Annotated in this window: 12 protein-coding genes; 10 read left to right on the forward strand and 2 right to left on the reverse strand. The window is 47.0% G+C overall.

Features of this window, described 5'->3' with window-relative positions:
• Window positions 1–17 precede the first annotated feature (17 nt).
• From JO154_RS09000 to JO154_RS09010, 3 genes are all read left to right on the forward strand, one after another.
• Window positions 18–857, forward strand: coding sequence for a helix-turn-helix domain-containing protein (locus JO154_RS09000; RefSeq protein WP_291944017.1), 840 nt, complete (start codon window positions 18–20; stop codon window positions 855–857).
• 82 nt (window positions 858–939) lie between these two features.
• Window positions 940–2,124: an MFS transporter gene (locus JO154_RS09005; RefSeq protein ID WP_291944018.1), complete on the forward strand. Its 1,185-nt coding sequence runs from the start codon at window positions 940–942 to the stop codon at window positions 2,122–2,124.
• On the forward strand, window positions 2,121–3,536 hold the full coding sequence (locus JO154_RS09010) for an amidohydrolase family protein (protein ID WP_291944020.1): 1,416 nt from the start codon (window positions 2,121–2,123) through the stop codon (window positions 3,534–3,536). Before JO154_RS09005 ends, JO154_RS09010 begins: the two co-directional genes overlap by 4 nt.
• Before the next feature lie 108 nt (window positions 3,537–3,644).
• Here JO154_RS09010 and lepB read toward each other — a convergent pair whose 3' ends face one another.
• Entirely contained in the window at window positions 3,645–4,808 is a 1,164-nt protein-coding gene (gene lepB, locus JO154_RS09015) for a signal peptidase I (protein ID WP_291944022.1), read from the reverse strand.
• Window positions 4,809–4,892: 84 nt separating this feature from the next.
• The gene (locus tag JO154_RS09020; protein ID WP_291944024.1) at window positions 4,893–5,795 is read right to left on the reverse strand and encodes a hypothetical protein; all 903 of its coding nucleotides are present in this window, start codon (window positions 5,793–5,795) and stop codon (window positions 4,893–4,895) included.
• A gap of 145 nt (window positions 5,796–5,940) precedes the next feature.
• On the opposite strand from JO154_RS09020, the gene JO154_RS09025 reads away from it, so the two are divergent.
• From JO154_RS09025 to JO154_RS09055, 7 genes are all read left to right on the forward strand, one after another.
• Window positions 5,941–6,915 carry a sugar phosphate isomerase/epimerase gene (locus tag JO154_RS09025; protein WP_291944027.1) on the forward strand — a complete coding sequence of 325 codons (975 nt, stop codon included), beginning with the start codon at window positions 5,941–5,943 and terminating at the stop codon, window positions 6,913–6,915.
• A gap of 104 nt (window positions 6,916–7,019) precedes the next feature.
• Window positions 7,020–8,237, forward strand: a complete 1,218-nt coding sequence (locus tag JO154_RS09030) for a tetratricopeptide repeat protein (RefSeq protein WP_291944028.1) — start codon at window positions 7,020–7,022, stop codon at window positions 8,235–8,237.
• Between the two features lie 100 nt (window positions 8,238–8,337).
• On the forward strand, window positions 8,338–8,970 hold the full coding sequence (locus JO154_RS09035; RefSeq protein WP_291944031.1) for a 2Fe-2S iron-sulfur cluster-binding protein: 633 nt from the start codon (window positions 8,338–8,340) through the stop codon (window positions 8,968–8,970).
• Window positions 8,967–9,947: a xanthine dehydrogenase family protein subunit M gene (locus JO154_RS09040; protein ID WP_291944032.1), complete on the forward strand. Its 981-nt coding sequence runs from the start codon at window positions 8,967–8,969 to the stop codon at window positions 9,945–9,947. The genes JO154_RS09035 and JO154_RS09040 overlap by 4 nt, the downstream gene beginning before the upstream one ends.
• Window positions 9,944–12,142: a xanthine dehydrogenase family protein molybdopterin-binding subunit gene (locus JO154_RS09045; protein WP_291944034.1), complete on the forward strand. Its 2,199-nt coding sequence runs from the start codon at window positions 9,944–9,946 to the stop codon at window positions 12,140–12,142. Before JO154_RS09040 ends, JO154_RS09045 begins: the two co-directional genes overlap by 4 nt.
• A 4-nt stretch (window positions 12,143–12,146) precedes the next feature.
• Entirely contained in the window at window positions 12,147–13,292 is a 1,146-nt protein-coding gene (locus JO154_RS09050; protein WP_291944037.1) for an XdhC family protein, read from the forward strand.
• A 1-nt stretch (window position 13,293) separates the two neighbouring features.
• Window positions 13,294–13,866, forward strand: coding sequence for a nucleotidyltransferase family protein (locus tag JO154_RS09055; RefSeq protein ID WP_291944040.1), 573 nt, complete (start codon window positions 13,294–13,296; stop codon window positions 13,864–13,866).
• The last annotated feature ends 119 nt before the right edge of the window (window positions 13,867–13,985 follow it).

The following is a 13,985-nucleotide window of genomic DNA, read 5'->3' on the forward strand; positions in this document are numbered from 1 at the left end:
TACTACCTTTATAGCGTATGAAATTGCCCGTTTTTGGTATAGAAAAGATATTTGATCTTCCCTATAGAGCGGAAGATTTCAAAATCATTCATCATGCGCCTATCAACACCACAGTGATAGCGGAACCGCATAAGCATGACTTCTACATGCTGCTGCTGATAGAAAAAGGATCGGGCACACATACCATCGATTTTGAAGACTACACCGTACAGCATCGCAGTATCTTTTTCCTCGCACCAGGCCAAGCCCATCAATGGGATATCTCCGCAGATACGCATGGCTACCAGGTGATGTTTTCTCCTGCTTTCCTCGCTCAGAAAGGACCGCTGTGGCCCTTCTTCACACCCAATACGATTCCTGTACTACAACTCACCCCTACACAACTAAAACAATTACAACACGAGCTGCATCTCATGCATGAGGAAATGGCCCAACACCAGCTCCTTCACAGCAGTATTTTACATCATCGTTTACAGGTGGTACTATTCCTCCTCCAACGATGGTATACGGCCGCACATCCTGAAATTAGCCACAGCACCAGCAATCACCTGATAAACAAATTTTTGCAGATGCTGGAAAGACATTATACCCAAGAAGCAGGGGTGCAATTTTATGCCGACAAACTCCATATCACTCCCAGTTATCTAAACCAGGTATGTAGCCGGGAAACAGGTCGTACCGCAGGGGAATATATCCGCGAACGCATACTCCTCGAAGCAAAACGCATGCTCTCCCTCACCACCATGGACATCCGCGAAATCGCGTATTCACTGGGCTTTAAAGACAGCTCCTACTTCTCCCGCTTCTTCCGAAAATACACGGAACAAACGCCCCTGGAGTTCCGCCGCAAAAAATAAAAAGTACCCGCAATGTTATAATGAGTACCATTTTCCGCCCTAAGCTCCTGTTACCTTTGTAGGTATGATGGAAAATGTATTAATGGACAAACGTATAAAAGCCCCTACCACGGCGCTCAGCCAGGGACTTGTAATGCTGATGGCCATTACGTGTGGATTGGTAGTGGCCAATATTTACTATAACCAACCCCTGCTGGTACAAATTGCAGAGACCTTTGGTCTAACTTCTGGCCAAGTAAGTATCATTGCTACTATTACCCAGGTAGGATATACCTTGGGCTTATTATTTATCGTTCCTTTAGGCGATAAAACAGAAAGACGAAAACTCATCCTGATAAAGATCGCAGGTGCTGCTATATGTATGTTCCTCGCCGCCGCTGCGGCCAATTTCGCGATGATGATCGCAGCTAGTTTCCTCATCGGATTCTTCTCCGCAGTACCACAACTATTACTGCCCATGGCCGCTACGCTGGCCCCAGAGGAGTCAAGAGGCCGTATTGTAGGTAAAGTCATGAGTGGATTGCTGATCGGTATCCTCTTATCCCGCACCCTCAGCGGCTTTATTGGCGCCCATCTAGGCTGGAGAGCCGTGTTTATCATAGGTGGCGTATCCATGGTGATATTAATGCTGATCCTAGCGGCAAAATTGCCTAAAAATCCTCCTTCTTTTATGGGGAGCTATGGTAGCTTGATGAAATCATTGGTTACTTTAATCAGGGAATTACCTGCACTGCGACAAGCAGCTTTCACGGGCTTCTGTATGTTCGGGGCATTCAGCGTATTCTGGACAACCCTGGTATTCCTCCTGGAAGGAAGTCCTTTCTTCTTCAAAAGTGATGTAGTAGGTTTATTTGGTGTGATCGGGGCTTGTGGTGCACTCGCAGCGCCAATTGCAGGAAAATCTACAGATACAAAAGGGCCACAATTTACCATCCGACTAGGGATCATTGCCGCATTAGGAGCGTATATTATCATGGGATTCTCTGCGGCTTCGCTGATAGGGCTCATTGCAGGTGTCATTCTATTGGATGTAGGGATGCAGGTAACGCATATCTCTAACCAATCGAAAGTATTTGCCCTGCGCCCGGAAGCGCGTAGCCGACTCAATACCGTATATATTTCCAGTTCCTTTGCCGGCGGCTCAATGGGCTCCCTATTAGGTGCCATAGCATGGGGTGAAGGTGGCTGGATAGCCGTATGCCTCCTGGGGGGCGCATTCATCCTGACCGCATTTATCATCAACATAAAACAACGCAGCCTACAATGATGAAAAAAATTCTGCTGGCCTCTATCGCTATGATGGGCAGCTTCAGCGCTTTCAGCCAACAAGCCGACCTGATTATCCGCAATGCGAAGGTAATCGATGTGGCCACTGGGAAAATCAAAGCCGGTCAAGCTATCGTGGTGCGCCATGATAGTATTATCGCTGTCACAGACGATAACAAAGCGAATAAATTCAAAGCCAGCGAAACTTATGATGCTGCGGGCAAATACGCGATGCCCGGGTTATGGGACATGCATATGCACTTCGGTGGCGGCGATACCCTCGCAAATGAAAATAAAAACTTCCTCCCCCTCTACCTGGCGCATGGTATCACCACGGTGCGTGATTGCTCCGCTGATATCAGCGACCTGGTAATTAAATGGAGAGGAGAAGTGAACAATGGTACCCTACAAGGACCCACTATTTTCACCTCGGGTCCTAAACTGGAAGGATATAAATCCATCTGGTTAAACGACCTAGAAATAGGTACCAGTGCGGAATTACAGAAAGCGTTGGACTCACTTCAACGCATTAAAGTAGATTTCATAAAAGTTACAGACAATACTCTCAAAAACGATCTGTATCTCGAAGCGTTGCGGGAAGCCCGCAAACGCGGATGGGCCGTGTCTGCCCATATTCCATATACACTCACAATGGACCAGGTTACAGCAGCAGGATTGAGCGCAGTGGAACATCTTGGATATGCGTGGAAAGCAGGCGTGAAAGATGAAGCCGCCTTATCCCAGATGATTGCAAAAGGCGAATTGAAAGGACGCGATATCAATAAGTATATCATGTCGCACTTCGATACTGCCGCAGCCATGAAAACATACAGGATGATGGCTGCCCGCGGTACCGCAGTAACGCCAACGCTTACACTCCCTCACCTGCTCGCTTACCTGGATAAAGATGATCATAAACACGATCCTTACCTACAATACATTGGTAAAGGTATCCAAGGTACTTATGAATGGCGTGTAAACCGCACCATGCAAGATGATAGTGCTGCTATCGCATGGCGTAAAGAAGTTTTTGCTAAAACTGCTGCTATTCTGCCATTGCTGGAAAAAGCGGGCGTGAAAATTATGGCAGGTACAGATGCGGGTTATCTTAACTCGTACGACTATCCGGGAATTGGTTTGCACCAGGAACTGGCACTGATGGTACAATTTGGCCATATCACGCCTTTACAGGCCCTACAGGCTTCTGTCATCAATTCTCCTGCATTCCTGCATAAAACAAATTATGGCGCTATCGCTACCGGAAAAAAGGCCGACATTCTTTTACTGAATGCCAACCCACTAGAGGATATCACCAATACACAAAAAATAAATGCAGTAGTGGTAAAAGGTAAACTCTTGAACAGACAAGCACTTGACGGACTATTACAGCACGTGCGCGAAAGCAATAAATAGGGAAAAACTTTTCTGCCTGTCGTCCCTGCCCGCTGGGCAGGGACGACGAAAAAAATCAGAAGAATGGATTGACACCGCAGACGTCAATCCATTCTTCTAATACAGCTTCTAATTAATAAAATGAAACATCCTTCGCCATCTTATATTGCCGGAACCTACGCTTAGCCACACCATGGTAGCCTTACCCACAATATGATTTTCCGGCAGAAATCCCCAATAACGGGAGTCATCAGAATAATGCCTGTTATCTCCCATCATCCAGTAATAATTCATTTTAAAGGTATAGGAAGACGCGGGCACGCCATTTATCAATATCCTACCATTCGTCGTATCCAGCTTATTGCCCTCATAAGTGCCGATAATCCGTATATATAGCCCGATGTTTTCCCTGGTCAACTGCACCACATCACCTTTCTTTGGCACATAAATAGGGCCGAAATTATCCCGGTTCCAGGCATACATCGTATCATAAGGATACATCCTTTTATCCTTTTCTGTAGCGGAATCCAATTCCACTTGATAACCCAGCTTCCGCAATTTTTCACGGGCTACAACTGTTAGGTTATATCTAGTTTTGGTAGAATCCCGATAATACTGGTAAAAATTACTGTCAATCCGCAATTCCTTACGCAAGGAGGAGGGCAAAGTTTTACAGGTATTATCCGTGATAATGTATTTCATTTCCGATTCAGGCGGCAAGATTTGTAACTGTCCATTTACAGATACCTCACCATTCTTAATAGTAACGGTATCTCCAGGCAATCCTATACAACGTTTGATCCAAGTAGCTCTTTTATCTACTGGGCGTATATCTGGAGGAGGATAACCATCAATGGAACCCACCTGGTATGCATTCAACTCTTCTCCATGTTTATCCGTCACCACAGTATCTCCCGCAGGAAGATTAAAAACAATGACATCGTATCGCTTGGGTTTACCAAAGCCTGGGAGTCGCATATAAGGCCATTGTACCGCAGTGGAGTATGGCTTTACACCAGTTAAAAAAGGCAGTGTTGAATTCGTAAAAGGAATGGCCAATGGGGTAATGGGAATTCTTGGACCATAACTAACTTTACTAACAAAAATATAATCGTTCACTAATAACGTCTGCTCCATGGAGGGAGTGGGGATAACAAATGCTTCAAATAGAAAGGTTCTGATAAGGGTGGCCACAACAACTGCAAAAACAATTGCATCTATCCATTCCCTGAGCAGTGATTTCTTTTTCTTTTCAGCATTCGTGGTGGGCTTGCGTCGGGAAAAAAACTTCATCCGTCACTGATTTAAGTGAAGATGAATGTACTATTCCCTACTGCAGTTCCGCTGCAGCAGGGAATAGGCAATGGTGTTCATTTATCAGTTGACTATACGAGGAATCATGCCGCGAATGCCCATATCCACCACTTTCTCTCCACTCAAAGGTTCCCATTTTCCATCCTGGTTATCGTCTACCCATTCAAAACTCTTATTCACAGACAAACTAACGGTTACGACTATATCCTTTTGCTCCTGACCAGTGATCACCAACTTCCCTGGCGCAAATGCAGCGGTCACCACACAAGACCCAGCCGGTACGGGCGAAGTAGCGAACAACGGATTCACCACGGTGGTAGCACCTGCTGGCGCCTGCCCAGATACCACATTGGCCTGCCCTGCCAACGCAGATTCAAACGCCCAATATCCTTGCTTACGATTGCCATTTACAGTAACGGTTTTCGTTTTCACCAAGTAATCTTGCAGATACGTATTAAAACCAATAAAAGAGGCTACAGTACCGGTATAATCGCCCTTAATAGGGAATCCACTAATCACCGTATCCACATGAAAGCTCACGTCATATTGCTGAAAAGCCAAGGATAAGCGCAACCACTCATAACTACCAGCAGGAACCTGGTTCAACGGCATACTAAAGAAAGTTTCCCCTTCTCCCACTGCGGTGGATTTATTAAAATCTATCGCAGATTCACCGCCAGCAGTAGTTTCAGGCGCACGGTACAAGATAGCACCCTTGCCCAGCATGGTAGTGGCGGTTGGCGCCAACTCCAAGTAATGAGAACTCATCTTCCGAAATATAGGGTGCTGCCCGGCATTGCCCGCAGGAATAGCTACCGGTTGACCCGTATTTCCCAATCGCACTTGCGTGGAATCAAAATGAAACTTAAAAACCAATTGAGGCCCGCTATTGCTGGAATTGGAAGACGACTTACTGCAAGCAGACAGCAGTAACAAGATACAAGATGATAAAAACAGATTTTTCATGCGCTTGTTGTAGGTGATTTTACATTGTATAAATACGCAATATGTTCATAATTTATTGCTCCATGCAATAATTTTTCATTGCAATCAATTTCGTTTTATTATTTTCATCCCGACATATCTCCACGTTAGTTTTAATGTTCTTCATATGAGTACTTCAAGACGTTCTTTTCTTCAGCAGGCGAGTATGATCGCGGCTGGAATGATGTTACCCGGCGGACTTTCCGCTTTCGCTAAAGAGAATGGCCTGCCTAAAAAGATAGGCATCCAACTGTATACCATGCGCGATCAGTTGGACAAAAATGCAAAGGAAACACTCACCCGTATTGCTAAAATCGGCTACCAGGAAGTAGAAACTTATTACGGCTATCAGCCTGGCGATCCTGGTAAATTCTGGGGTCTCCCAGTGAAAGAACTGAAAGCACTGCTGAAAAGCCTGAACATCGTTTCTCCTAGTGGCCATTATGGCCTCAATCACTTCCTCACGAAAGGAAATGAAAAAGACGATGAGCTGAAAGCACAAGTAGAATACGCAGCAGAACTAGGTCAGAAATATTTCGTGGTGCCTGCATTGCCTTTCCCCGAATGGGATGCACCCGCTACGGCTGATTACTACAAATTTGTTTCTGATCAACTGAATAAGGCGGCTGAATACTGTAAGAAATCAGGACTGCATGTGGCCTACCACAACCACTTCTGGGAGTTCAAACCGCTGACAGATGCTACTGGTACAGGCTATGAGGTGATGTTGAAAAACACGGACAAATCCTCCGTTTTCTTTGAGCTCGATTGCTTCTGGGCCATCAAATCCGGTTTTGATCCCGTGAAATTATTTGCACAAGCGCCTGGTAGATTCTTTGCACTGCACGTAAAAGATATTGACAAAGCCAAACAAGAGGTACTTGTGTCTCCCGAAAATGCAAACAAAAAAGCAATGGAACTGCTGTCTATGGCTTCCTTTGCGGATGTAGGCACCGGCGCGGTGGACTTCAAACGCATTCTGGCCAAAGCGCCAGCAGCAGGCGTGAAACACTTGTATGTGGAACAGGACAGAATTGTTACGGAACCTTTCCAAAGTATCACCAACAGCTATAAGTACGTTAGAAACACATTGTTGAAATAAATTTTTAGCCTACGGCAGACACGTGTCTGCCGTAGGCTTATTCTTCTCCTCACTACAGAAAAGGTGGAAATACCCTAGTTTTGCTGCAAAATAATGCAGTAACTATGGCGATGCACGAAATTGAATCACTGGTAGAGTTATCCATTCTCTGCCTCGACAACAGTCAGGATACCCAGGCTGACTACAGAAGCCTCTTCTTCAACCTGTATCAGCTCCAAGATAGCTTTGATACTGGCTTTACCCATTTCCGGGTAATGGATACACTGATTAAACATCACTACGTATATACTTTTCCGATCACTGCTCATCCTGCTTACCTCCAGCACCAGCGCTACTTTGATCAACTAGCAGGAGATCAGAAATTCAGCTTCATCTATGCCAATCCTGGTAAGGAATGGGACGCTACGTCCAATCCAGTAGCAGGATATGCTAACTTTGACCATACCACCCAACAATACCTGTTGTATTGCGATGCAGGTTCCCTGCTGTGGTCTTCGATGGCGGCAAACGGCACTATTACGGGCAAAGATGCTGCAGCTCCTGAACCAATGGGCTTCTTCCACCTGGCACTGACCATCGTGGAATATGCTGCCAAACAGGATTTCATCGATCTGTTGAGCCTGTGGTACCTGCTATTGCCGTATATGGTGATGCAGGCAGAACAAGATGGTATTCCAATCCAGAAGCAGGACCTGCAAACTATTTTCCAGATTATCCTCAGCAAAAATGCTATTCCACAAGAAGGCCTCCCTTACGTGGAAGATATCCCTCACGGCGGAGAACTGGGCGAATTCTGCGAATGGTGGTATGAACCAGCTCGTCAGTGGATGCCTACTGCACCAGAAGTGACAGAGGAACTAGACCTCGATGCGATTCCTTTCACACAGGAAGTAGAGAAAAGCGCGACCTGGTATGGACAGCAAGTAGTGACCCTCATGGAATCAGTGACGCATTCTATCCAGTTTATGGAAGACAATGGCGAAAATGCGGATATCCGTAAAAGCGTGGAAATGCGACTGGAAGCAGCCCTCCAATATGCCAACAAAGGCCTGGAACAAGCGCCCAACGATCCTAGTTTGCTGATGAACAAAGGCTCCGTTCTCATGCTACAAGAAAAGTATCCGGAAGCAATGGAAGCCTACGACGAAGCCATGCTGATCGCACCAAGCAATCCATATGTACACCTAAACAGAGCTATTCTCTTCTACCATATGGATCAGTTCAAGGAGTCCAAAGCCTCCTTTGAAAAGCTGCTGCAACTGGAACCTTCCAATGAATTCGGGCAGCAGTGGCTGCAACACCTCCGCGAGGCAGGCTACTGATAACCACAAAACCTTTTACTAACGGTTGTTTCCGCTCTTCAAAAAATGCGGAAATAACCGTTTTTTTTAGCTAATTTTCGCGGGTACAAAATACTTGTGTATGTCACAAGACCACAGCGAAAAACAACCAACACACAAACCACTCCATGAAACCCGCCGCGGTTTCCTCAAGCAGTCCTCCGCTATGATGGCGCTTGCACTGACTCCTCCTATCGTACTCAAAGCAGCGGAAAAAGATGAAGCCATCGCCGCACTCTTTGAAAAAGTACCCGTGAGTATGGAGATCAATGGGAAAAAACACCAGCTATCCGTAGAACCACGGACTACCCTACTGGATCTTCTTCGGGAACAACTAGCCCTTACCGGCACCAAGAAAGGCTGCGACCATGGCCAATGCGGCGCTTGCACCGTTCATGTCAACGGGATGCGGGTTAATTCCTGCCTGACCCTCGCAGTCATGCAAGAAGGGAAGAAAATCACTACCATAGAAGGCCTGGCAAACGGAGAAGAATTACATCCTATGCAACAGGCTTTCATCAAGCATGATGGCTTCCAGTGCGGTTATTGCACACCCGGACAAATCATGTCGGCAGTGGCCTGCATCCGGGAAGGACATGCCAACTCCCCGGAAGAAATACGCGAATTCATGAGTGGTAATATCTGTCGCTGTGGCGCTTACGACAATATCGTCAGCGCAGTGATGGAAGTAAAACAGGGAGGGCAACAGGTATGAATCCATTTTCATTCGTAAGGGCAGGAAGCCCTAAAGCAGCCATAGACGCCGTTTCCAAAGATGACAATGCCCGCTTCATTGCCGGTGGCACCAACCTTCTGGACCTCATGAAAAACGGTGTGATGCAACCAGAAAAACTGGTAGACATCAATAATCTCCCACTGAAAGATATTCAGCTCAGTAAAGATAAATTGCATATCGGCGCACTCGCACTCAACAGTACCGTAGCCGCCGATAGTCAAGTGAAAGCACAGTTCCCACTGCTCTCGCAGGCATTGCTAGCAGGGGCCTCCCAGCAATTGCGCAATATGGCTACGGTAGGCGGTAACATGATGCAACGCACCCGCTGCTCTTACTTCTACGATACTGCCATGCCATGTAATAAACGCCAACCTGGCTCCGGATGCGGCGCTATCGGTGGCATTAACCGCATGCATGCTATTTTCGGCGCCAGCGATAAATGTATCGCGGTACATCCCAGCGATATGTGCGTGGCACTCGTAGCTCTCGATGCAGTAGTATTGGTAACCGGCCCGAAAGGAGACAGAAAAATTCCTTTCGCAGATTTCCACCGCCTTCCCGGCGATACGCCTGAAAAAGATAATACCCTCGGCAAAGGTGAACTGATCACCGCTGTGGAAGTTCCCAATAATCCCTACACGAAAAATATTTACTACCTGAAGGTCAGAGATCGCGCCTCCTATGCGTTTGCACTGGTATCCGTAGCAGCCGCATTGGAACTAGAGGGGAATGTCATTAAATCTGCCAGGCTCGCCATGGGCGGGGTGGCACATAAACCATGGCGACTCACCGCTGCGGAAAAATCCCTCATCGGCAAAACTGCAACGGAAGAAAATTTTCGTGCAGCCGCCAACGTAGCAATGGAAAATGCTAAGGCATATGAACACAATTCCTTCAAACTGCAGATGGCGCCTAATAGTATTGTCACTGCACTATTAAAAGCAGCATCGGTATGAGACAGGATAAAAATGTAGGCAAACCGCTGGACCGCGTGGACGGCAAGCTGAAAGTGACCGGCGGCGCTAAATACTTCGCGGATAATCATATGGACGATCTACAGCATGCTTGTTTAGTTTGTAGTACCATCGCCAATGGCCGCATCAAAGACATAGATACGAAAGCAGCCCTCCGCGCTCCAGGCGTATTGGACGTGGTATCGCACCTGAATACCCCACCCGCTCCAGGTTTCAAACAACCCGATGGCAAAGCCCGACGCCAGCTCCGCATCTTCGCTGATGATCGCGTTTATGCCAATGGCCAACCCGTGGCTATAGTAGTGGCCAATACCATGGAAAGAGCCGTATACGCTGCTTCCCTGGTGAAGGTACAATACGAGCAAGAAGTACATCAAACAGATATGCGCGCCAACAATAAAGCCGCTTATCAGACAGACCGCATGAAAGATTATGTACGCGGTACAACCGATGCCTGGAAAACAGCACCGGTACAAGTGGAAGCCAGCTACAGCACTCCCATTGAAGTACATAATCCAATGGAACTGGCAGGCATCATCGCTAAATGGGATGGCCCAGACAACCTGACCATCTGGTCCAAAACACAAGGAGTAAAAGCCAGTCAAGTAGCCCTGCGCGAAATATTTCAGATCCCCGATCAGAATATTGTGGTCCACTCTCCTTTTGTAGGCGGCGGTTTCGGTATGGCACTACGGATATGGCCACACGAAATTGCTACTATCATTGCAGCAAAGAAAGTTGGCAAACCTGTGAAACTGGTAATCAGTAGAGATCAGATGTTCACCATGGTAGGCCATCGCCCAGCGGCGGATCAGAAAATCGGTATCGGTGCTACACCAGACGGACAACTAGTAGGCATCACCCACGAGGCGATTGCCACTACTTCTACGTACGAAGATTTCACAGAGGCGATTACAAGTATGAGTCGCTTTATGTATGCTTGTCCGAATGTGAATACACGCTATAAAATAGTGCCTATCAATGTATGCACGCCCATCTGGATGCGTGGCCCCGGTGAAGCCACTGGCGCTTTCGCTCTAGAATCGGCCCTAGATGAGCTTTCCTACAAACTAGGCATGGACCCGCTCGCACTTCGGGTAAAAAACTATGCGGAAACTGATCCTGAAAAAAATCTTCCTTTCTCTAGTAACTACCTGCGGGAAGCTTATGAAATGGGAGCAGCAAAAATAGGCTGGACCAACAGACCTGCCACACCACGTGCCCTCAAAGAAGGCGATTGGTTCGTCGGTTATGGCGTCAGCACAGGAGTATTTGGCGCTCATCGCGGGAAAGCCAGCGCCGGCGCTATCTTTAAGCCAGATGGTTCTTTGGTGGTACAAAGCGCCACTACAGATATTGGCCCCGGTACCGCTACTGCGATGGTACAAATTGCAGCCGATGCGACTGGCATCTCCACCAACAATATCAAATTTCAACTAGGTGAATCTACTTTTCCAGATGCACCTGAACAAGGAGGCTCCGCTACTGTATCCACCGTTGGAAGCGCAGTACACGACGTTTGCCAAGAACTAAAAGCGAAACTGCTGGAACTGGCAGTGGCACATATTCCTGCCTTCAAAAATAGTACGCCAGAAAACTCCAAATTCGAAAACGGTTACCTCATCACCGCCGGCGACGCCGGTAAAATGGAGATCTCATTAGCTGACATCCTGCAAAAGTCCAACACGCCTGTATTACAGGTGACCACTACTTCCAAAGCCGGCGATGAAAGAAAGAAATACTCGATGTATTCCTTTTCTGTGCATTTCGCGAAAGTACAGGTGCACGCATCTACAGGCGTTGTGAGAATAAAACATGTGGTATCTGTGGCCGACAGCGGTACCATCGTCAATACGAAAACCGCTACCAGTCAGATGATAGGCGGCGTAGTAGGCGGCATTGGTATGGCGCTTACGGAAGAAGCCTTACTGGATCATCGTTTCGGCAGATTCGCCAATAATAACTTTGGCGACTATCACGTACCTGTACACGCTGATACACCACCAACAGATATTCTATTCATCAATAAAAAAGATCCTTACATCAACCCGATGGGCTCCAAAGGAATGGGCGAAATTGCGCTGATTGGCTTTGCTGCGGCTGTTTCCAATGCGGTTTATAATGCCACTGGCAAAAGGGTGCGGGATCTGCCTATCACTCCGGATAAGCTGATTTAATGTTATGATAAAAGAGCTGGAAGATATTGTGAAGGCGTATGACATCGCGCAACAACAGGGCCTCCGCACGGCGCTGGCTACAGTAGTGCATGTGGATGGCTCTGCCTACCGCCAACCGGGCGCCAGAATGCTGGTAACGGAAAACGGTACGCTTACAGGCGCTATCAGCGGCGGATGCCTCGAAGGAGACGCGCTACGCAAAGCCCAGTTGGTCATCATGCAACAGCAACCCATGCTGGTCACCTATGATACCACCGATGAAGACGATGCGCAATTGGGCGTAGGACTAGGCTGCAATGGGATTATACATATCCTACTAGAGCCCATTACACCTGAGGATATCAACAATCCTTTGCAACTAATTCAGCAACTCATCAACGCTCGTCAGGAATCCATACTAATTACGCTATTCAATAAAGAACAGCGAAAAGCAGTACAACCAGGCACGCGCATGCTCTGCCGCGCTAATGATTCTATCGGTCATATTCCCGGAGAAATGCTACAGCAAGCGATCCTACAGGATATAAAACAAGCTTTTCATCAGCGCACTAGCATCATAAAAACATACGTCTCTCCAGATCAACAACATACTGCTTTATTATCCTACATCACTCCTGCTACGCAATTAATTATTGCAGGTGCTGGCAACGACGCACAACCGCTTGCCCGCATTGCCCAGGTGATGGGATGGCATGTGCATTTGCTGGATGGTAGACCCAATTACGCTACTGCGACACGTTTTCCCCATACGCGTATCCATGTGGCAAAAGCGGAAAATGCCTTGGATTACCTGGTTCCAGACGCCTATTCGGCCGCTATATTGATGACGCATAACTACAATTATGACCTGAAAATACTGCAACAACTGGTGCAATTTCCGTTGCCTTATATCGGTGTACTAGGCCCAGCAAAGAAATTACAGCGGATGCTGGAGGAATCAGATAACATCACGGCTATACAACGGGAACGGATATACGGTCCAGCAGGACTGGATCTTGCCGCGGCCACTCCAGAAGAAATTGCCCTTAGCATCGCCAGTGAAATAAAACGGGTGATGGCAGGACCAGCTACCAGCGGGCAATCCCTGCGCGACAAAAACGGCGCTATCCACAGCAGGAGAGCGCAAATTATCACCACTCAGCATCTCTGATATGACAGGTATTATTATCCTTGCTGCCGGCGCATCTCAGCGATTAGGTCAACCTAAACAACTACTCCAATTGGAGCAGCAAACATTGCTAGAACGTGTTATCAATACTGCCCTTAGTAGCAATATAGGTCCGGTGACAGTAGTACTAGGTGCCAATGCGGCCACCATACAACCGCATATCGCCCATCTGCATATTAATACCGTGATCAATGAAAACTGGGCGGAAGGCTTGGGAAGTAGCATCGCTACTGGATTACAGTATGTACTACGTACATACAAGAACGTTAGTTGCGTTTTCCTTTTAGTATGCGATCAGCCATTCATCGACTCCCGCTTACTCCATCGTATGCTGGCTACCCCTTCCCCTATTGTTGCCTGTGCTTATAATAACATTATCGGTACCCCTGTATGCTTCCAGGAAGCATTCTTCCCGGCATTACAAGCCCTACAAGGCCAGGAGGGCGCACGCAAATTACTCCAGCAGTATAAAGACCAAGTAAAAACCATCGATTTCCCCCAAGGAAGTATTGATATTGATACAATTGGCGATTATAATGCACTCCTTTCTCAGTAACAGCAAAAATATTTTTTTGCCAATTAAAAAATTCTGTACATTTGTCTACAAGAATGGTAGACTATTAAAAACAAATTACCATGAAACACTTAACAACATTCACATTCCAGGGCCTTCGC

This window comes from Chitinophaga sp. (assembly GCF_019236475.1).
GTDB lineage: Bacteria > Bacteroidota > Bacteroidia > Chitinophagales > Chitinophagaceae > Chitinophaga.

Coding starts and splice junctions, on each gene's coding strand:
- JO154_RS09000 (WP_291944017.1), top strand. CDS start 18: ATGAAATTGCCCGTTTTTGGTATAGAAAAGATATTTGATCTTCCCTAT.
- JO154_RS09005 (WP_291944018.1), top strand. CDS start 940: ATGGACAAACGTATAAAAGCCCCTACCACGGCGCTCAGCCAGGGACTT.
- JO154_RS09010 (WP_291944020.1), top strand. CDS start 2,121: ATGATGAAAAAAATTCTGCTGGCCTCTATCGCTATGATGGGCAGCTTC.
- lepB (WP_291944022.1), bottom strand. CDS start 4,808: ATGAAGTTTTTTTCCCGACGCAAGCCCACCACGAATGCTGAAAAGAAA.
- JO154_RS09020 (WP_291944024.1), bottom strand. CDS start 5,795: ATGAAAAATCTGTTTTTATCATCTTGTATCTTGTTACTGCTGTCTGCT.
- JO154_RS09025 (WP_291944027.1), top strand. CDS start 5,941: ATGAGTACTTCAAGACGTTCTTTTCTTCAGCAGGCGAGTATGATCGCG.
- JO154_RS09030 (WP_291944028.1), top strand. CDS start 7,020: ATGGCGATGCACGAAATTGAATCACTGGTAGAGTTATCCATTCTCTGC.
- JO154_RS09035 (WP_291944031.1), top strand. CDS start 8,338: ATGTCACAAGACCACAGCGAAAAACAACCAACACACAAACCACTCCAT.
- JO154_RS09040 (WP_291944032.1), top strand. CDS start 8,967: ATGAATCCATTTTCATTCGTAAGGGCAGGAAGCCCTAAAGCAGCCATA.
- JO154_RS09045 (WP_291944034.1), top strand. CDS start 9,944: ATGAGACAGGATAAAAATGTAGGCAAACCGCTGGACCGCGTGGACGGC.
- JO154_RS09050 (WP_291944037.1), top strand. CDS start 12,147: ATGATAAAAGAGCTGGAAGATATTGTGAAGGCGTATGACATCGCGCAA.
- JO154_RS09055 (WP_291944040.1), top strand. CDS start 13,294: ATGACAGGTATTATTATCCTTGCTGCCGGCGCATCTCAGCGATTAGGT.